Origin of the sequence: Sphingobium sp. LF-16 (assembly GCF_003711185.1) — a bacterium.
GTDB classification, from domain to species: Bacteria; Pseudomonadota; Alphaproteobacteria; order Sphingomonadales; family Sphingomonadaceae; genus Sphingobium; species Sphingobium yanoikuyae_A.
The window spans coordinates 3,613,526-3,631,325 of record NZ_CP029335.1 but is presented as its reverse complement, the minus strand read 5'-3'; the positions used below and the strand labels follow the sequence as shown (position 1 = coordinate 3,631,325).

Here is a 17,800-nt window from a genome sequence, read left to right as displayed (position 1 = left end):
CGGTGTCATAAATCCATGTTTCCCTAAGGGAAATTCCGCATGAAATAATGATAGCGATATCAATTTTGCGCGCTGCGACAAGCTATTTCGCCGCTTGCAATCGCTGATCGACGCCCGAATCACGCAAATGGGATTCGATTTCGGCCAGCAGGCGCGCCAATCCCGCAGCATCCGACGCCTCCGCCCGCGCGGTCAGCGCATTCTGGGTGTTGGACGCGCGCAGCAGCCACCAGCCATCGACAGTACGGACGCGAGCGCCATCGATCGATTCCACGATTGCGCCGGATGCAATCAGGCGGTCGCGCAGGTCTTCGATGATCGCAAACTTGCGGTCTTCCGGCACGGCGATGCGGATTTCCGGCGTGTTGACCATTTCGGCCATGTCACCGCGCAGGTCGGTGACGGTGCGGCGCAACCGGGCAGCCGCGCGGATCAGGCGAACGGCGGCATAGAGTCCATCATCAAAACCGTAAAAATCATCGGCAAACATGATGTGGCCGGTCATCTCGCCGCCCAGCGGACTGCCAATCTGCTTCATTTTGGACTTGATATGGCTGTGCCCGGTCTTCCACAGCACCGGCTCACCGCCCAGCCGCGCAATCTCGTCGAACAGGGCCTGGCTGGCCTTCACATCCGCGACGATCGGGGCGCCGGGACGATCCTTCAGCACGACCTGCGCGAACAGGCCGAGCAGCTGGTCACCCCAGATGATCCGACCGAAGCCGTCGACCACGCCGATCCGGTCGCCATCGCCATCGAAAGCCACGCCGAAATCGAGCTTCCTGGAGAGGACAAGGGAACGAAGATCGGCCAGATTCGCTTCTTCGGTAGGATCAGGATGATGGTTGGGAAAATTGCCGTCTACATCGGTGAAGAGCAGATGATGCTCACCAGGCAGGAGTTGCACCAGCTTCTCCACGACCGGTCCTGCGGCGCCGTTTCCCGCGTCCCAGCCGATCCGCCAGGCGGCGCCGTCAAAATCGCGCACCAGACGTTCGACATAGGCCGGCATGATATCGACATCGCGCACCCGGCCTTCGCCCGCCAGCCAGTCGCCGGCCGCCGCCATCGCGCCGAGCTGCTGGATCGCCTCGCCATGAAAGGGCGCATGATCCAGGACCAGCTTGAAACCATTCTGATCTGCGGGATTATGGCTGCCGGTCACCTGGATGGCGCCCGCCACGTCCAGTTCGGCCTCGGCATAATAGAGCATCGGCGTGGGACCGAGACCGACACGCAGCACATCGACGCCGCTGTCGGTGAGGCCGCGCACCAGCGCGCCCTCCAGCATGGGCGAACTCAGCCGCCCGTCATAGCCGACCGCGACCGCTGATCCGCCGACGCGCCGCACCCAGGTCGCGAAGCTGCGTCCCAGCGCATAGCCGTCCGCTTCCCCGAGCATCGGGCCAACAACGCCGCGCATATCATATTCGCGCAGCAGGGTCGGATGGAAGCGATGGGCCATATAGTCCTTTCTGGGGCAATCAGCCGGCGGACGGACGATCCCGCTCGGCAAGGTCAGCCAGCAACAGGTCGCGCGCGGCATTGATCTGGGCAGCCAGCGCTTCGGTTCCACCCTTGTCGGGATGGACCGAGGCGATCAGGCGGCGATGTGCGGCGCGGATATCGGTTGCGCGGGCATCCGCCGACAGGCCGAGCAGGGCGCGGGCGCCCTCCACGTCGGCCCTGTCAGTCTGCACCGGCGGCGCAGCCTTGCGCCTGGCGCGGTTAGCGCCCTTCTTCGCCTTGCCCTGCGACGCGAAGAAGAGGGCCGCGCCCAGCAGGATTGGCGCACCGAGCGCCGGCTTGCCCTTGGCCGCCAGCACCGCGCCGACCAGCGCCGCTCCCAATGCCATGCCATCCTTGGTCGACATGCGCTGCAATCTCCCGGTCCAGATGAGCCAGCCCGCCAGGCCGATCAGCACCAGCGCGATCAGCCCCATCAGGCGGCGCCGAGCATGTCCACGGACGCGGCATGATCGCCGGTCGGCAAGGCCAATCCGGCCACCATCTCGCGCAGTTCCTGGCGCGCGGCGATGTGACTGATACCCAGATCGCCCAGATGCCCCTTGTCGAGCAGGGTCAGGCCCGAGGGGAAGAGTTCGCGGAAGATGACGCGTTCCGACAATCCGGGAATGACGCGGAAGCCGACCCGGCGCGACAATTCCATCAGCGCATCGCCGACGCGCTTCTTGTTGCGGGCGTCATGATGCTGGACGCGGTTGCGCAGCACCACCCAGTCGATCGACACGCCATCGGCCTTGGCGCGCGACTTGCGCGCTTCGAAGATGAGTTCGGAATAGAAGGACAGGCGGCGCACCCGGAAGGTTTCGGCATCGACCTGACCGATCAGGTCGAAATCGACGAAACTGTCGTTCATCGGCGTGACCAGCGTGTTGGCGCGGGCTGCCATGTGCCGGGCGAAATCATCGTCGCGGCCGGGCGTGTCGACGATCAGGAAATCCTTGCCCTCGGCAACCGCCGCCGCCTGTTCGTCGAGCGCAGCGACATTGTCGCCCTGAAACACCGCAAAGTCGGGCGCCGACAGATCGATGCCGCGACGGCGCGCGGTTTCGGCGCGATTTTCCATATAGCGGGTGACGGTGCGCTGGCGCGGGTCGAGGTCGATCAGGCCGACGCTATGGCCGAGCGCAGTCAGCGCGATCGCCGTGTGGACGGCGGTCGTCGACTTGCCGGTTCCGCCCTTTTCATTGGCGAAGACGATGAGGTGCGTTTGCGCGTTCGCCATCGGACCTTGATAACCCCGTGTTTGTCGCTCTAGATTCTTGACGGTCCCGTGGCGCGAAGCCTAGCAGGACGCCCCTGTGTCCCTGCCCTTATCGGAGCCCCTCGTCCCGTGCAAATTCTCCGTGACCTTCCCGCCCTGCGTGCCGCCGTCGCCGCGCTGAAGTCCGACGGAAAGACGCTGGCGCTGGTCCCCACCATGGGGGCGCTGCATGACGGGCATATGGCGCTGGTCGAGGAAGCGCGCCGCCATGGCCGGCATGTCGTGGTGTCGATCTTCGTCAATCCCCGCCAGTTCGGCCCGAACGAGGATCTGGACGCCTATCCCCGGCGCGAGGCGAAGGATGCGCAGCTGTTGCAGGCCGCCGGCGTCGACATCCTGTGGGCGCCGAGCGTCGAGGTCATGTATCCGGCCGGCTATGCCACCAATATCCGGGTGTCGGGGGTGAGCGAGGGGCTGGATGGCGCGGCGCGGCCGGGCCATTTCGATGGCGTCGCCACCGTCGTCACCAAGCTGTTCAACCAGGTCGCGCCCGATGTCGCGATCTTTGGCGAGAAGGATTATCAGCAGCTCGCCGTGATCCGCCGCATGGTTGCCGACACCAATCTGGACATCGAGATCATCGGCATGCCGACCCAGCGGGCCGAGGATGGCCTGGCGCTGTCGTCGCGCAACGCGTATCTCAGCGAACAGGAGCGCAAGGATGCGCTGGCGCTGCCGCGCGCGCTGGGTGAGGCGAAGCGCCAGATCGAGAAGGGCGAGCCGGTCGAGGCGGCACTGGCGAAGGCAATCGCCACGCTGGCGACCCATGGTTTCGACCCGATCGACTATGTGACCCTGTGCGACGCAGACAGCCTGGAGCCGATCGCAACGCTCGACCGTCCGGCACGGCTGCTGGGCGCTGCGAAGCTGGGCAAGACCCGGCTGATCGACAATATCGCGGTCGATCTGGCCTAAAGGGCCGGCCTGACCTCAGCTCAGACGCTTGAGCAGGACACAGCCGAGGACGAACAGGCCGACCACCGCCCAGCCCTCCCAGGTGCGGGGACCATAGCCCCAGCCGATACGCTTGGGGCCGAACCAGATGCGCGGGTCATTCATGGGCGCCTTCCGCTTAACTTCGCACATTTCCCGCACATTTTGACATTATGTTGCGCGGGGGCGATCCTATTCGCCTGTCACCCGATCGGCGACACCCCAGCTATAGCATGGTCATGGCCGCGTAGGACAGCAGCCCGAGGGACCGGGGCAAAGGCCCCGATCCCCCTGTCGATCAAAGTGCGCCAGCGGCCGGAGAAGCGGTGCCGGCTTCGACCGGAGCCGGGGTCGCGGCGATCGGCGCGGGCGTCGCCGCCGCGCTGTCGACCGAGAAGGCCAGATCCTCGTCCAGGAAGGCGGGGATGATCGAGCCCGACGGGATGTTGGCGCTGGTGCCGGTGGTGAAGAAGCCGGCGACCGGGATCAGCGCGATCGCACCGACGACGCCGGCGGTGCCGGTCACGCCCTTGTCATTGAAGGTGCCGGTCAAACGCACCTGCCGGCCCCCCAGCCGGACGTAGAGCACGCGGCCCTCGATGAAGCCGGACTTGCCCCACATGCCCTTGTTCCGGACGCTGGTGATTTCCGCGATGCCGGGCGTGCCGGCGGGGATCACCACATTATTGCCGACCATCACGGCTTCGGCGGTCTCGATATTGACGCGATCGCCGACCTTCACGGCCTTCTTCTTGGTGGTGAGTTCGACCAGCGTGCGAACGGGCACCTTGGCACCGGCGCGCAGGACATTGCCATCGACGGCAGGCGCGATGGTGACGGCAGGCTGCTGCGCAGCCGCCATCGGCGCGGCCAACGCGGCCGCGCAGAAAAACAGACGAATCATGATACCCCCACAGAAAGTCCGCAGGATGCGGACCGGCGGAGGCAAAGCATAGTCCGAAGACTTGCGCCAGAGGCCAAGTAAAGCGCCCGATCTTTTCGGACGCTTTACGCTACGACCATCAGAAGGGGCGGACGATCACCATGATGACGATCACCGCCGCGGCGATGCCGGGCACTTCGTTCAGCATGCGCAACTGCTTGTCGGCCAGGCTGCGCTGACCGCGCGCAAGTTTCTTCGCATAGCTGGCGATCCAGCCATGATAGCCCGACAGTGCCAGGACGAAGAGCAGCTTCAGGTGGAACCAGCCGAAATGCCAGGCGCCGATTTCCACCATCAGCATCAGGCCGAAGACCCAGGTGAGGATCAGCGACGGGTTGAGGATGATCTTGAGCAGGCGCGTCTCACGCTCGATCCAGCGCTGGTCCTCCGCCGAGCCCGGCACGGTTTCCTGATGATAGACGAAGAAACGCGGCATCATGAACAGCCCCGCCATCAGGAAGATGACGAAGATGACATGGGCGGCCTTCACCCACAGATAGGCAGCGCCGAGATAGGGCATCAGCGTGTCTCCGTTCCGCGCACATAGGCGATCAGCGCCTCGACATGGGCGATCGGCGTATCGGGCAATATGCCATGGCCCAGGTTGAAGATATGGGGCCGGCCGGCAAAGGCGGCGCGCAAGTTATCCACAGCCTGTTCCACCGCCTGACCGCCGGCAATCAGCGCCAGCGGATCGAGATTGCCCTGCACCGGAAGCCCGGCGGGCAGCGCCTGGTTGGCCCAATGCGGGTCGACCGTTTCATCCACACCCACCGCATCGACGCCGGTGCCGATCGCATAGGCCGGCAGTTTCGCGCCGGCCCCCTTGGGAAAGCCGATCACCGGAATGTCGGGATGGAGCGCCTTCAATTTGCGGACGATCGCGGCATTGGGCTCTATCACCCAGCGTTCGAACTGGAGCGGGGCGAGGCTGCCGGCCCAGCTGTCGAACAATTGCACCGCTTCCACGCCCGCCTTAATCTGGCCGGAGAGATAGATGACGGTGGCATCGACGATCGCGTCGATCAGCGCGGCGAAGCGATCGGGCTGTTGATAAGCCATGCGACGCGCGGCGCCCTGGTCCTTGCTGCCCTGTCCCGCGACCATATAGGTGGCGATCGTCCAGGGACTGCCTGCAAAGCCCAGGAAGGTCACTGACGGGTCCAGCGCGGCCTTCACCTGCCGCACCGTTTCATACACAGCCTCATAGCGGCTGAAATCGGGTTTCAGCGCCGACAGGTCGGTCTCCGCCAGGATGGGGGCGAGACGCGGGCCTTCACCGGCCTCGAACCAGAGATCCTGTCCCATCGCATAGGGGACGATCAATATGTCGGAAAAGAGGATGGCGCCGTCGAAGCCGAAGCGGCGCAGCGGCTGGAGCGTGACCTCTGCCGCGGCGGCGCTGTCATAGACCAGTTCGAGGAAGCCGCCCTTGTCGGCCCGGAGTGCGCGATATTCCGGCAGATAGCGGCCGGCCTGGCGCATGAGCCACATCGGCGGGACGGGCGGCACCGCGCCGCGCAATACGGAAAGGAGCGGCTTGGCGCTGACTGCGCCGGCGTGAGCGTCGGGACCCGTCATGAACTCTCTACTTTATAAAGATATTTAAAAAGGAATGTTGAGGTTGTTGGGCTGTTGGTTCGGGGGTTTATGCGCTGTCCCCGCTTTTGCCAACAGCTTGACTCCTGGAGTCACGCGATTCCGCGGCGAGTCATCTGAATCATCCCCATTACCCACAGGCTGTGGATAAGATTCCGGCCCTGTTGAGAGGCTGTGGATAAGATTCCGCTTTCTGGGGACGAAATGGGGCTGCAAAGTTATCCACAACTCTATCCCTTGCTTTATCCACAGGGGACTCACAGAGATATGCCTGTGTCACGTATCCATCTTCACCTGCTTTCGGACTCCACCGGCGAGACGCTGGAGAATATCGCCAAGGCGGCGATCGGCCTGTTCGAAAATGTCGAGGCGATCCGCCATTTCTGGCCGATGGTCCGATCCGAAGTGCATCTCGACCGGATCATGGAGGAGATTTCCGCCCATCCCGGCCTGGTGCTGTTCACACTTACCAACCATGTGCTGCGGCGGCGGCTGGAAACGCGCTGCCGGGCGCTTGGCCTGCCGCACGTCGCTGCGCTCGACAGCGTGGCCGATGCCCTGTCCAACATATTGGGGCAGGAAACCCGGACCCGGCCGGGCCGCAAGCATATCCTGGACGAAGCCTATTTCGCGCGGATCGAGGCGATCCAGTTCACCATCGCCCATGATGATGGCGTTGGGCATGAGAATTGGGAGGAGGCCGATATCGTCCTGGCGGGCGTGTCGCGCGCGTCGAAGACGCCGACCTCCATCTACCTCGCCAATCGCGGCTACAAGACCGCCAATATCCCGCTGGTGCCGGAATCGCCGCCGCCGCGCAGCCTCTATGGCCTGAAGCATCCGATGGTGGTGGGCCTGACCATCAGTCCCGAGCGGTTGATCCAGATACGGCGCAACCGGTTGCTGTCGCTCAACCAGGCGCCCGAGACCGCCTATGTGGATAGCGACAAGGTGCAGGAGGAACTGGCCTTTGCCCGGCGCATGTTCGCCGACAATGGCTGGCCGGTGATCGACATGACCCGCCGGTCGATCGAGGAAGCGGCCGCCGCCATCATCAACCTGTTCAACGACCGCGAACTGGCGGAAGGAAATGAAGCATGATCGTCCTAGCCTCGCAGAGCGCCAGCCGGCGCGCCATGCTGAGCGCGGCCGGCGTGCCGTTCGAGGCGCTGTCGCCGGGTGTGGATGAAGAGGCCGCCAAGGAAGCATTGCGCGCCGATGGCCATGACGGCCGCGCGCTGGCCGATGCGCTGGCGGAGCTGAAGGCGCTCAAGGTGTCGCGCCGGGTGCCGGGCGCGCTGGTGCTGGGCTGTGACCAGACCCTGACTCTCGACGACGGGACGATGATCGACAAGGCGGTGGACAGGGCGGATGCCGCGCGCATCCTGCGCCTGCTGTCGGGCCGGGTCCATCATCTCCACAGCGCGGCGGTGATCGTGCTCAACAATGAGCCGATCTGGCGCCATGTCGAACGGGTAAGGATGACGGTGCGGACCCTGTCCGACGGATTCATCGATTCCTATCTGGAGGACGACTGGGACGAATGCCAATGGTGCGTCGGCTGCTACCGGATCGAGGGGCCGGGCGCGCAATTGTTCGCCAGGGTGGAAGGCAGCCAGTTCGGCATCCAGGGCCTGCCGCTGCTGCCGCTGCTTGACTTCCTGCGCATAAGGGGCGTTCTGGCGTCATGACCGACAAGCTTCCCTATGCCCCCCTCCCTTATGCAGAGGTGATCGGCGACCCGATCGACCACAGCAAATCGCCCCTTATCCACAATTTCTGGCTGCAGGCGCTGGATATCGAGGCGGAGTATAAGAAGACTCATGTGACGCCCGAGGGGCTGTCCGCCTATTTCCTGCAGCGCCGGGCCGATCCCGACTGGCTGGGCTGCAATGTCACCATTCCCCACAAGATCGCGGTGATGGACTATACCGATGATCCAGGCGGGGTGCGCGACCGGATCGGTGCGATGAACACCATCGCCAGCGAGACCGGCGGGCCGCTGATCGGCACCAACACCGATGCTGGCGGGTTCCTGCAGCCGCTGCTGCGCGACAAGTGGAAGGGGCGCCATGCGGTGCTGATCGGCGCGGGCGGCGCGGCGCGGGCGATCCTGTTCGCGCTCACCAGCCTAGGCGTGCCGGAGATCACGATCATGGCGCGCGATCCGGCCAAGGGACAGGCGCTGCTCGACCGGGCCGGGGTGAAGGGCAAGGTGATCGGCATGGACGACGCGCTGCCGACCGCCGACCTGCTGGTCAACAGCACGTCGCTGGGCATGGTCGGCCAGCCGGCGCTGGATCTGGACCTGTCGCCGCTGCCGGCGAGCGCGACCGTCTATGACATCGTCTATGCGCCGCTGGAGACGGGCTTGCTGAAGGCGGCGCGCGACCGGGGTCTAAAGACTCTGGACGGGCTGGAAATGCTGATCGGCCAGGCGGCGCTGGCGTTCGACATCTTCTTCGATGCGGAGGCGCCGCGCGAACTGGACGCGGAACTGCGCGCGCTGCTGACGGCGGCGGACTGAACGGCGACGGGGTGAAGATTTACGGCCTCACCGGCTCGATCGGCATGGGCAAGTCGGCGGTTGCGGCGATGTTTCGCCGCGAGGGCGTGCCGGTGTTCGATGCCGATGCCGAGGTGCATCGGCTGCAGGGGCCGGGCGGACGGCTGATCCCGGCGATCGAGGCGCGCTTTCCCGGTACCACCGGGCCGCAGGGCGTCGACCGGGCGAAGCTGGGCGCGGCGGTGTTCGGTCATCCCGTGGAACTCAAGGCGCTGGAGGCGATCGTCCATCCCGCCGTCGGCGAGTCGCGTCGGCGATTCCTCAAACGCCATCGGTCGCGCCAATTCGTGATCCTGGACGTGCCTCTGTTGTTCGAGACGGGTGGCCACCGGCGCATGGCGGGGATCATCGTCGTCAGTGCGCCCGCCTGGAAACAGCGGCGGCGGGTGCTGGCCCGGCCGGGCATGACGGTAGCAAAATTTCGTAGAATCCTGCACTTGCAGCTGCCCGATGCTGAAAAGCGGCTAAGGGCAGACTATATCATCAACACGGGTACGACATTTGCCGCAACCCGAGCACAGGTCAGGCGTCTGGTCGCTTGCCTTGGCGCCCGGACAGGCAGATAAGTAGAGTCATAGAGAGTCGGTTCAAAAGGGCGATGCGCGAGATCATTTTCGACACCGAAACGACGGGATTTGATCCGGCATCCGGCGATCGGCTGGTCGAAATCGGGTGCATAGAGCTTATCAATCGCGTGCCGACTGGCCGCACCTTCCATGCCTATTATAATCCACAGCGCGACATGCCCTCCGCCGCCGAGGCGGTGCATGGCCTGTCGAGCCAGTTCCTGTCGGACAAGCCCTTGTTCCGCGAGGGCGTGGCCGAACTGATGGATTTCCTGGAGGACAGCCCGTTGGTCGCGCACAATGCGCGCTTCGACTTCGGATTCCTCAATCACGAATTGAAGCTGTGCGCGCGCGACGCCGTGTCGATGGACCGGATGATCGACACGGTGGCGATCGCCCGCACCCTGCATCCCGGCGCCAAGCACAGCCTGGACGCGCTCTGCACCCGTTACGGCATCGACCGCAGCCACCGCGTCAAGCATGGCGCGCTGCTCGACGCCGAACTGCTGGCGCAGCTCTATGTCGAATTGACCGGCGGCCGTCAGATCGGCCTGGGTCTTGCACAGGAGGAAGAGAAAGAGATCGTCAGGGTGGAACTGACGGAAACCGCCGTTGTTCGCCCTGTTCGTCCCGCGCGCGTCTTCACGGCGAGCGCGGAGGAACTGGAGAGGCATGCCGCTTTCGTCGCGAAGCTGGATAAGCCGCTCTGGCTCGAGGAGGCGCCGCCGGCCTGAACCTGCCGGCGTTTGCCACGTGCCAACCGGGCCGCTGATCCGGCGTCCCGGCAAGAATAAGGAGAAGGCATATGGATATCCGTGTTTCCGGGCATCAGGTCGAGACGGGCGAGGCGCTCAAGCAGCACGTCAGCGACCGGCTGGAAGCGATAGCCGAGAAATATTTCTCCCGCACGATTTCCGCCCAGGTGACCTTCCGACCGGCCCCGCATGGCGCCTTCCATTGTGATATCGTCTGCCATGTGATGACCGGCCTGATCCTGAAGGGCGCCGGCGAGGCGCAGGATGCACATCCCGCCTTCGACCAGGCATCGGACCGGATCGAGAAGCAACTGCGCCGCTATATGCGCCGCCTGAAGGACCGCAGCATCCAGGCCGCCGCTGCCGAGGCGCAGCGCGCCAATGGCTATAGCGTCGATGATATCGACGGCGCAGGCTATACCATCTTCGCCGGTGCCGCCGACGAGGAGGCCGAAGCGGCCGATGCGCCCCTGATCGTTGCCGAAACGCGGGTCGACATTCCCGAGGCCAGCGTGTCCGACGCGGTGATGATGCTGGACCTGCGCAACACCAATGCGCTGCTGTTCCTCAATGCCGGCACGTCGGCCTATAATATGGTCTATCGCCGTCAGGACGGCACGATCGGCTGGGTCGAGCCGCGCGGCTGACCCCCTGCCAAGCCGGGCCGCCTGTTGACCTCCGGGTGCAGGCGGCCTATGGGGCCGGGCTTTAGTTTCTCCGAGCAACGCGCATTTTTTTCGACAGGCTGGGCGCGCCTCGGCTGCCCCCGGAAGTAAAATGGTGCATTTCAACGATATTGTCTCGCCGGACGCGCTGGCCACCGAGGTGACTGTGAACGGCAAGAAGATGCTGTTCCAGAAGATCGCGGCTCTGGCGGCGCAATCCTATGGCGTCGATGCCGAAGCGGCCGCCGACGCGCTGCTGGAGCGCGAGCGTCTGGGCTCCACCGGCTTCGGTGGCGGCGTTGCCATTCCCCATGCCAAGCTGCCGGGCCTCGACCGCATGTGCGGCGTGGTCGTGCTGCTCGATCCGCCGGCGCCGTTCGACGCGGTCGATGATGCGCCGGTCGATGTCGTGTTCGCGCTGCTGTCGCCGCAGGACAGCGGTGCCGAGCATTTGAAGACGCTGGCGCGCGTATCCCGCTATCTGCGCGACGAGGCGCAGGTGACGCGCCTGCGCGGTGCCAAGTCGGCCGAGGCGCTGCACGCGCTGCTGGCCGGTGGTGAGGCGCGTGACGCCGCCTGAGGCCGCTGCGCTCGCCAGTGGCGAGGCGGCGCATTTTCGCGCGCTGGAGCATCTCTATAACAGCGCGCCGATCAACGACCTGTTCCTGTCGAACCTGCGCGTGCCGGAACCCGGCCGGTCGGTGATCGATTTCGAGGTCGACGAGCGGCATTTCCATGCCGCCGGCGCGGTGCATGGCACCGTCTATTTCAAGATGCTGGACGATGCGGCCTTCTATGCCGCCAACAGCCTGGTCAGCGATCGTTTCCTGCTGACCACTGCCTTCAACCTGCTGTTTACCCGGCCGATCGGCCCCGGAAAGCTGCGCGCCGAGGGACGTTGGATCAGCGGCAAGCGCCGCGTCTATGTCGCCGAGGCGAGCATTCTCGATTCGGACGGGGAAGAAGTGGGCCGGGGCACCGGCACCTTCATGCGATCGCAGATTCCGCTGTCATCGCTGCCGGGATATCATGGCTGAGGAGAGTCCGGCCGCGCGGCTGACCAGCGCGATGCTGGTCGGCGCGCTGGTGAAGCGGGTGAATGCCGCCGGCGGCTTTGCCATGATATTGGCCAAGGGCGACGAGATGAGCGGTGTCATCCTGGTCCAGGTGATGGACAAGGGACGGGAATCCGCAATTTTCGAACGGGTATCGAACTTTCGCGGCGGCCATGCATTGATGCGCTGTGGACCCCCTGCGGAAGAGGGGCCGGAGGCGTTCGCCGCCTATGCCGAACGCCGACGCAGATCGGACCCCGACCTGTGGCTGGTCGAGCTTGATATCGCGGATGCGGAACGGTTCGCCGCTGAAACGATCTGCTGATCGTTGACTCCTTGCACGCGCGCGGGCAATGGCGGCCGACGCTGAACGCGCAGGTTGCCTGCATTCGTCCATGGGGGGCGGGCCGGTAAACACGCAGACGGGGGGCGGCCGAACGTCACAGAATATCGGTTACAATCGACGTTTCTGGCCAATAACCGCACGATTTTGAGCAATAATGAGTTTTCGTCTGAAGGCCGCGATCATCGCGGCATTTACGCTGTCGGCCGCTGCGGCTGTTACGGCGTCGGACATGTCGAGCGCCAGCGAGGCCTCCCTGTCCACGGTTTCTCTTCCGGAAACCGCTGCGCTGACTAGCGCACCCACGGCCGGCATCAAGCCCGCCGTCGTTTTCGCTGCGCCGCAGGAAGTCGCGCAGTCGCTGGATTCCGGCCCCAAGGCTGGCAGCAATTTTTCGACCGATATCGAGCCCAAGGCCGAGACCCTGGCAGCCCTGGTTGATGCGCAAGGCGCTCCCGAGGATGTCGAAGGCGACATGAAGTGCCTGGCCGGTGCGGTCTATTTCGAATCCAAGGGTGAAACGCTGGAGGGCCAGCTGGCCGTTGCCCGCGTCATCATCAACCGCGCCAAGTCGGGCCGCTTCGCCAGCAGCCTGTGCGGTGTCATCTATCAGCCGAGCCAGTTCAGCTTCGTGCGTGGTCACGGCATGCCGCCGATCAACATCGCCAGCGATTCCTGGCGCCAGGCCGTCGCGATCGCGCAGATCGCCCTGGACGACAGCTGGGACAGCCAGGCCGAAGGCGCACTGTTCTTCCATGCCCGCCGCGTGTCGCCGGGCTGGGGCAAGACCAAGCTGGCGTCGATCGACAATCACGTCTTCTATCGCTGATCCGCGCTCACCGCGCGACAGTGACGCCCTTTTGAAGGCCGGTTCGGACCCCATGTCCGAATCGGTCTTTTCTTTTGTTCCCTTTCTGTTCTAGTCTGGTGCCATGACCATCCAAGACGCCGCCCAAGACGCCGATCGCTGTTCACCGCTGACCGACGGGACCGCGCTGGCGGTTGCGCGCGGGACGCTGCGCCTGTTTCATCGCCATGACATGAACGGCATATTGGAAGTGCCGCTGCCCAATGGCCGGCGGGCCGATATCATGGCGATCGACAGCGCCGGGCGCCTGACCATCGTCGAGATCAAGTGCAGCCGGGCGGACCTGCTGGGCGACATGAAATGGCCGGATTATTTCGACTATTGCGACCGCTATTTCTGGGCGGTGCCATCGGGCTTCGACACCAGCCTGTTCGACAGCGAGGCGCTGTGGCCGGCCCGCACCGGCCTGATCGTCGCCGACCAATATGATGCCGAACTGGTGCGGGCCGCGCCGTTCGAGCCGCTGGCTGCCGCTCGGCGCAAGGCAGAGACGCTGCGCTTCGCCCGCCGCGCCGCCCGCCGCCTGTCGGCGCTGGCCGACCCGGATTATGCGGCGGAACTGGGCTGGTGAGGCCTCTGCTTGGCAACCATGCGCGGCCATGTAATGTTTGCGGGATGGGCAAGAATTATGAGCCGGCGTCCGATTTTCTGAAGGACATCATCGCAGAAGAGATTCCGCTGTCGGAGACTGGCTTCGGAGCGATTAACCTGCAGCGCCTGATTGCTTTTACGCAGGATGAAAATGCGACCAACCGGGATTGGGCGACATTGTTGTTGGCCCAAACGGCGTTGGATACGCCCGATGTTCGGACGGCCTTGCTGAGGGCCTTTGATGACGAAGACATCTACGTCAGTGCAGAGGCGCTATTGGGGGTGGCTGAACGAGATCGCCATCTCGCACTGCCTCTAGCGCGGCAAGCGCTTCAAAGAGACTTCGCCCCAATGGCCGTTTTCGAAGCGGTCACAATAATTGCTGATGCGTCTCTTACCGATTTGATGCGGCCATGGGTCGAACCATCGGGGCAAGATTGGCTGGATGATTGTGCGCAGACCGCATTGAACGCCTGCATTGGTAAAGGCGATATCGTGAATTAATCGAACGACCCGGCAGCTTTCGGCGCCGGGTCATAAGTTGGATGTTTCAAAAGACCGGACCCTGGACCGGGCCCTTGGGCGCGGCGGCGTTGGTCTTGGCGGAATCGAGCGCTTCGACCAGGCCGGGGGTGCGGCTGTCGCGCTCGGCATAGTCGCGGGCGGACATGCCAGCGATCGTGTCGCGCTTGTCCGCATTGGCGCCCTGCGCCACCAGCAGGCGGACCAGGCCGATGTCGCGCAGCTGCACCGCGCGGATCAACGCGGTCTCGCCGCTGCCATTGGCCTTGTCGACCTGGGCGCCGCGGGCGAGCAACAGGCGCACGCCTTCTTCGAACCGGTTTTGCACGGCGAGCAACAGCGGCGTGGTGCCATTATTGTCGGCCAGGTTCGGATTGGCGCCCTTTGACAGCATGAAGTTGAGCCATGTCGTGTCGCGGCGGCCGATGACGATGTGCAGTGCGGTTTCGCCGGTGGTGACGTCACGGCTGTTGATCACGGTCGAACCCGGCTTCTGCAGCATCTCGGTCGCCTTGTCGCCGTCAGCGTCCTTCACCGCCTTGAGGAAGTTGTAATTGTTGGAAAACTGGGCCTGGGCCGCAACCGGGGCCATCAGTGCCAGGGTGATGGCGGCAGGCCGCGCCAGAAACAGCCAGGTGGAAAGTCCGCTCTTCATCCCAATCTTCATCGTCGCGCGCCCCGTTCGATTTGCAAATCGGCCCATAGCAAGGCATGGCAGGCGACACCATGAACAAAGCGCTGATCTCGCTCGCCCTGCCGTTTCTGGCTTTGCTGACGGCATGCAATATGGGGGGTGGCGGCAACGCATCAAGCGGCGAGAGCGAGCAGGGCAATCTGGTCGGTGCGCGCATCGGCGCGCCCTTCACCCTGACCGACCAGGACGGCAAGACCGTCCATTGGGACGATTATAAGGGCCAGTATCGGATCGTCTATTTCGGCTACACCTATTGCCCGGATGTCTGCCCGGTCGATCTGCAGCGGATCATGCAGGCGTTCAGCGCCTTCGAGAAGGCAGCGCCGGCCCGAGCCGCCAAGGTGCAGCCGATCTTCATCAGCGTCGACCCCAAGCGGGACACGCCGGCGGTGCTGAAAACCTATGTCGCGGCCTTCCACCCGCGCCTCGTCGGCCTGACCGGCACGCCGGAACAGATCGCGAAGGTGGCCAAGGACTTCGTCGTCCTCTACAATGCGGAAAAGCCGGAAGGGGCGAGCGACTATCTGGTCAGCCACAGCCGCACGCCCTATCTGTTCGGGCCGGACGGCAAGCCGATCGCGCTGGTGCCGGTGGATGATCCGGGCACGCCGGACGTGGACGAGGGCGCACCCGATATCGTGCGCGCCTTTCTCGAAAAATGGGTCAAGTGACATTTGGACTTCTGGGACAAGCCCCTCGACAAGCTGAACCGCGCCGAATGGGAAGCGCTGTGCGACGGTTGCGGCAAATGCTGCCTGCACAAGGCGGAAGATGAGGACACGGGCCGCATCTATCCGACCAATGTCGCCTGCCGCCTGCTCGACCGGCATAGCGGCCAATGCACCAACTATCCCGACCGGCGGCGGTTCGTGCCCGATTGCGTGCGACTGACCCCGGCCAAGGTGAAGCAGATCAGTTGGCTGCCGCGCACCTGTGCCTATCGGCTGCGCGAGGCAGGGCTGCCGCTGCCGGACTGGCATTATCTGGTCTGCGGCGATCGCGAGGCGGTGCATCGGGCCAAGGAATCCGTACGCGGCTGGACCGTGGCGGAGGCCGATGCCGGCGATTGGGAACATCATCTTGTCGACCGAGAGCTCTGAGGCAGAAATCCTGATCGATGGCGTCGCCATGCCGGTGCGGGTGCGCCGGTCCGCGCGAGCGCGCGCCTACAAGCTGACGATCGACGGGTTGCGCGGCGAATTACGGCTGTCCTTGCCGGCGCGGGCGAACCTCAAGCGCGCGCTGGGCTGGGCGCAGGGGCATGAGGATTGGGTTCGGGCGCAAATGGCGGTGACGCCGGCGGTGACGCTGCTGGGCGATGGCGCGACCTTTCCGCTGGAGGGGCGCGAGGTGCGCATCTGCTGGATCGCGGGGGCTACCCGCACGATCCGGCTGGAGGGCGACCGGCTGATCCTGGGTGGGGCGGCGGAATCGGTCGGTGCGCGGGTGCTGCGCTGGCTGAGGACACGGGCCAAGGCGGTGCTGGAGGCGGAGACGCTGGCGATGGCGCAGGATCATGGCCTGATCGTCGCCTCGGTCGGCACCGGTGACACGCGCAGCCGCTGGGGCAGCTGCACGTCGACCGGGGCGATCCGCTATAGCTGGCGGCTGATCCTGGCGCCGGCCTGGGTGCGGCGATCGACCGTGGCGCATGAGCTGGCGCATCTGCTGCACATGGACCATAGCCCCGCCTTCCACGCTGCCCATGCCCGCATCTATGGCGAGGATCCGCGCCCGGCGCGCGCCTGGCTGAAGGCGCATGGGGCGGGCCTGCACCGCTATCAGGCCTGACCGATGGCGCGCCGGAAACGCTATCTGACCGCGACCATGCCCGACGGCTATGTGAAGAAGATCGGGCCGACCGCCGACCCCTTCACCCATTATTGGCGGATCGTCGCCATACTGGAAAATGGCAAGACCGAGGTGTTCTGGGGCCACACCCGCTCGCTGGCCGAGGCGAAGAAGAAGCGCGCGGCGGCGCCCGATGGCGCGCGGATGCGGGGCTGGACATCCTATCAGTTCGAGATGGTCGAACTGGTGGAAAGCGCGGATTAGCCCCGATGCGGCCAGGCGCCGTCGGCATCGCCGCCGGGGCAGTCATGGTCGGCATCGCGCGGATAGGGCAGGCCGCAGGCGCTGCAGGTGGCATAATGGCCTTGCTTGAGGCCATGGCCGACCGCGACCCGCTCATCGAAGACATAGCAGTCGCCCTGCCAGCGGCTTTGCGCCTGCGGCATTTCCTCCAGATAGCGCAGGATGCCGCCCTTGAGGTGATAGACTTCGTCAAAGCCGCGCGCCTTGACCAGCGCGGTCGATTTTTCGCAGCGGATGCCGCCGGTGCAGAACATCGCGATCTTGGGGCTGCGGCCTTCGTCGCGCAGCTTGGCGGCGAAATCGTCGAACCAGGCCGGAAATTCGCGGAAGGAGCGGGTGGCCGGGTCGATCGCATTCTCGAACGTGCCGACTGCCACCTCATAGGCGTTGCGGGTGTCGATGATGACGGTGTCGGGATCGGCGATCAGCGCATTCCAGTCCGCGGGATCGAGATGCACGCCGGCCTGATGGGCGGGGTCCAGGTCGCCCGCGCCCAGCGTCACGATCTCCGCCTTCACCTTGACCTTCATCTTGCCGAAGGGGGCGCTGTCGGCGGTCGCATATTTGACGTCGACATCGGCGCAGCCGGGCAGGGCACGGATATGGGCGACCAGCCGCTCGATCGCGTCGGCCGTGCCCGCGACGGTGCCGTTGATGCCCTCGCGCGCCAGGATCAGCGTGCCGCAGGTGCCAAGATCGGCGCACAGTGCGCGCAGATCGGCGGCGGTTGCCTGCGGGTCGGCGAAGGTGGCGAAACGGTAGAGGGCTGCGACGGTGAACATGGGGAGCCCTATAGGCGCTGGCGCGCATACTTGAAA

General features: G+C 64.9%; 26 protein-coding genes. 17 read left to right on the top strand and 9 right to left on the bottom strand.

Features of this window, described 5'->3' with window-relative positions; translation table 11 throughout:
* Positions 1 to 82: 82 nt before the first annotated feature.
* The 3 genes from DIZ22_RS17045 to DIZ22_RS17035 are packed head-to-tail and all read right to left on the bottom strand — an operon-like array spanning position 83 to position 2,749.
* The gene (locus DIZ22_RS17045; protein WP_048938006.1) at positions 83 to 1,465 is read right to left on the bottom strand and encodes a phosphomannomutase/phosphoglucomutase; all 1,383 of its coding nucleotides are present in this window, start codon (positions 1,463 to 1,465) and stop codon (positions 83 to 85) included.
* A gap of 19 nt (positions 1,466 to 1,484) precedes the next feature.
* The gene (locus DIZ22_RS17040) at positions 1,485 to 1,943 is read right to left on the bottom strand and encodes a hypothetical protein (RefSeq protein ID WP_004209210.1); all 459 of its coding nucleotides are present in this window, start codon (positions 1,941 to 1,943) and stop codon (positions 1,485 to 1,487) included.
* Complete coding sequence (locus tag DIZ22_RS17035) at positions 1,943 to 2,749, bottom strand: division plane positioning ATPase MipZ (protein ID WP_004209209.1); 807 nt, start codon at positions 2,747 to 2,749, stop codon at positions 1,943 to 1,945. Before DIZ22_RS17035 ends, DIZ22_RS17040 begins: the two co-directional genes overlap by 1 nt.
* A 108-nt stretch (positions 2,750 to 2,857) precedes the next feature.
* Between DIZ22_RS17035 and panC the strand changes: the two genes are divergently transcribed.
* On the top strand, positions 2,858 to 3,703 hold the full coding sequence (gene panC, locus DIZ22_RS17030) for a pantoate--beta-alanine ligase (protein WP_122928421.1): 846 nt from the start codon (positions 2,858 to 2,860) through the stop codon (positions 3,701 to 3,703).
* 15 nt (positions 3,704 to 3,718) lie between these two features.
* Here panC and DIZ22_RS22410 read toward each other — a convergent pair whose 3' ends face one another.
* The 4 genes from DIZ22_RS22410 to hemE all read right to left on the bottom strand — a co-directional run bounded on the left by DIZ22_RS22410 (position 3,719) and on the right by hemE (position 6,245).
* Positions 3,719 to 3,847, bottom strand: a complete 129-nt coding sequence (locus DIZ22_RS22410) for a hypothetical protein (protein WP_268746425.1) — start codon at positions 3,845 to 3,847, stop codon at positions 3,719 to 3,721.
* Between the two features lie 172 nt (positions 3,848 to 4,019).
* Positions 4,020 to 4,625 carry a hypothetical protein gene (locus DIZ22_RS17025; RefSeq protein WP_048938008.1) on the bottom strand — a complete coding sequence of 202 codons (606 nt, stop codon included), beginning with the start codon at positions 4,623 to 4,625 and terminating at the stop codon, positions 4,020 to 4,022.
* A 118-nt stretch (positions 4,626 to 4,743) separates the two neighbouring features.
* Positions 4,744 to 5,184 (bottom strand): CopD family protein, encoded by a 441-nt coding sequence (locus DIZ22_RS17020; protein WP_010335790.1) that lies wholly within the window; start codon positions 5,182 to 5,184, stop codon positions 4,744 to 4,746.
* Positions 5,184 to 6,245: a uroporphyrinogen decarboxylase gene (gene hemE / locus DIZ22_RS17015; protein WP_048938009.1), complete on the bottom strand. Its 1,062-nt coding sequence runs from the start codon at positions 6,243 to 6,245 to the stop codon at positions 5,184 to 5,186. Before hemE ends, DIZ22_RS17020 begins: the two co-directional genes overlap by 1 nt.
* Positions 6,246 to 6,536: 291 nt before the next feature.
* Between hemE and DIZ22_RS17010 the strand changes: the two genes are divergently transcribed.
* The 12 genes from DIZ22_RS17010 (at position 6,537) to DIZ22_RS16955 (ending at position 14,176) form a co-directional block, all read left to right on the top strand.
* Positions 6,537 to 7,364, top strand: a complete 828-nt coding sequence (locus DIZ22_RS17010) for a pyruvate, water dikinase regulatory protein (protein WP_026108809.1) — start codon at positions 6,537 to 6,539, stop codon at positions 7,362 to 7,364.
* Positions 7,361 to 7,954: a nucleoside triphosphate pyrophosphatase gene (locus tag DIZ22_RS17005; RefSeq protein WP_010335788.1), complete on the top strand. Its 594-nt coding sequence runs from the start codon at positions 7,361 to 7,363 to the stop codon at positions 7,952 to 7,954. The genes DIZ22_RS17010 and DIZ22_RS17005 overlap by 4 nt, the downstream gene beginning before the upstream one ends.
* Positions 7,951 to 8,790, top strand: a complete 840-nt coding sequence (gene aroE, locus DIZ22_RS17000; protein ID WP_048938011.1) for a shikimate dehydrogenase — start codon at positions 7,951 to 7,953, stop codon at positions 8,788 to 8,790. The genes DIZ22_RS17005 and aroE overlap by 4 nt, the downstream gene beginning before the upstream one ends.
* An 11-nt stretch (positions 8,791 to 8,801) precedes the next feature.
* The gene (coaE, locus tag DIZ22_RS16995) at positions 8,802 to 9,395 is read left to right on the top strand and encodes a dephospho-CoA kinase (protein ID WP_048938012.1); all 594 of its coding nucleotides are present in this window, start codon (positions 8,802 to 8,804) and stop codon (positions 9,393 to 9,395) included.
* A gap of 32 nt (positions 9,396 to 9,427) precedes the next feature.
* Positions 9,428 to 10,129 (top strand): DNA polymerase III subunit epsilon, encoded by a 702-nt coding sequence (gene dnaQ / locus DIZ22_RS16990; protein WP_004209199.1) that lies wholly within the window; start codon positions 9,428 to 9,430, stop codon positions 10,127 to 10,129.
* 71 nt (positions 10,130 to 10,200) lie between these two features.
* Positions 10,201 to 10,797, top strand: a complete 597-nt coding sequence (gene raiA, locus DIZ22_RS16985) for a ribosome-associated translation inhibitor RaiA (RefSeq protein WP_048938013.1) — start codon at positions 10,201 to 10,203, stop codon at positions 10,795 to 10,797.
* A gap of 130 nt (positions 10,798 to 10,927) precedes the next feature.
* Positions 10,928 to 11,395 carry a PTS sugar transporter subunit IIA gene (locus DIZ22_RS16980; RefSeq protein WP_010335784.1) on the top strand — a complete coding sequence of 156 codons (468 nt, stop codon included), beginning with the start codon at positions 10,928 to 10,930 and terminating at the stop codon, positions 11,393 to 11,395.
* Complete coding sequence (locus DIZ22_RS16975; protein WP_234415698.1) at positions 11,382 to 11,852, top strand: PaaI family thioesterase; 471 nt, start codon at positions 11,382 to 11,384, stop codon at positions 11,850 to 11,852. Before DIZ22_RS16980 ends, DIZ22_RS16975 begins: the two co-directional genes overlap by 14 nt.
* Positions 11,845 to 12,195, top strand: a complete 351-nt coding sequence (locus DIZ22_RS16970; RefSeq protein WP_048938015.1) for a DUF1491 family protein — start codon at positions 11,845 to 11,847, stop codon at positions 12,193 to 12,195. Before DIZ22_RS16975 ends, DIZ22_RS16970 begins: the two co-directional genes overlap by 8 nt.
* A 175-nt stretch (positions 12,196 to 12,370) precedes the next feature.
* Complete coding sequence (locus DIZ22_RS16965; RefSeq protein WP_048938016.1) at positions 12,371 to 13,042, top strand: cell wall hydrolase; 672 nt, start codon at positions 12,371 to 12,373, stop codon at positions 13,040 to 13,042.
* 103 nt (positions 13,043 to 13,145) lie between these two features.
* Positions 13,146 to 13,652 carry an MmcB family DNA repair protein gene (locus tag DIZ22_RS16960; RefSeq protein ID WP_010335781.1) on the top strand — a complete coding sequence of 169 codons (507 nt, stop codon included), beginning with the start codon at positions 13,146 to 13,148 and terminating at the stop codon, positions 13,650 to 13,652.
* Between the two features lie 44 nt (positions 13,653 to 13,696).
* Positions 13,697 to 14,176 (top strand): hypothetical protein, encoded by a 480-nt coding sequence (locus DIZ22_RS16955; protein ID WP_048938017.1) that lies wholly within the window; start codon positions 13,697 to 13,699, stop codon positions 14,174 to 14,176.
* Positions 14,177 to 14,222: 46 nt separating this feature from the next.
* On the opposite strand, the gene DIZ22_RS16950 is transcribed toward DIZ22_RS16955, so the two are convergent.
* Entirely contained in the window at positions 14,223 to 14,861 is a 639-nt protein-coding gene (locus DIZ22_RS16950) for an ankyrin repeat domain-containing protein (RefSeq protein ID WP_048938018.1), read from the bottom strand.
* 44 nt (positions 14,862 to 14,905) lie between these two features.
* On the opposite strand from DIZ22_RS16950, the gene DIZ22_RS16945 reads away from it, so the two are divergent.
* From DIZ22_RS16945 to DIZ22_RS16930, 4 genes are read left to right on the top strand one after another with little or no spacing between them, the layout of a single operon-like run.
* Entirely contained in the window at positions 14,906 to 15,559 is a 654-nt protein-coding gene (locus tag DIZ22_RS16945; protein WP_048938019.1) for an SCO family protein, read from the top strand.
* Positions 15,560 to 15,562: 3 nt separating this feature from the next.
* Positions 15,563 to 15,988, top strand: a complete 426-nt coding sequence (locus DIZ22_RS16940) for a YcgN family cysteine cluster protein (protein WP_004209190.1) — start codon at positions 15,563 to 15,565, stop codon at positions 15,986 to 15,988.
* Entirely contained in the window at positions 15,969 to 16,679 is a 711-nt protein-coding gene (locus tag DIZ22_RS16935) for a SprT family zinc-dependent metalloprotease (RefSeq protein ID WP_037519365.1), read from the top strand. Before DIZ22_RS16940 ends, DIZ22_RS16935 begins: the two co-directional genes overlap by 20 nt.
* Before the next feature lie 3 nt (positions 16,680 to 16,682).
* Positions 16,683 to 16,943, top strand: coding sequence for a hypothetical protein (locus tag DIZ22_RS16930; protein WP_004209188.1), 261 nt, complete (start codon positions 16,683 to 16,685; stop codon positions 16,941 to 16,943).
* Here DIZ22_RS16930 and DIZ22_RS16925 read toward each other — a convergent pair.
* Complete coding sequence (locus tag DIZ22_RS16925; protein WP_063975999.1) at positions 16,940 to 17,764, bottom strand: rhodanese-related sulfurtransferase; 825 nt, start codon at positions 17,762 to 17,764, stop codon at positions 16,940 to 16,942. The two genes, DIZ22_RS16930 and DIZ22_RS16925, sit on opposite strands and share 4 nt — an antisense overlap.
* Between the last annotated feature and the right edge of the window lie 36 nt (positions 17,765 to 17,800).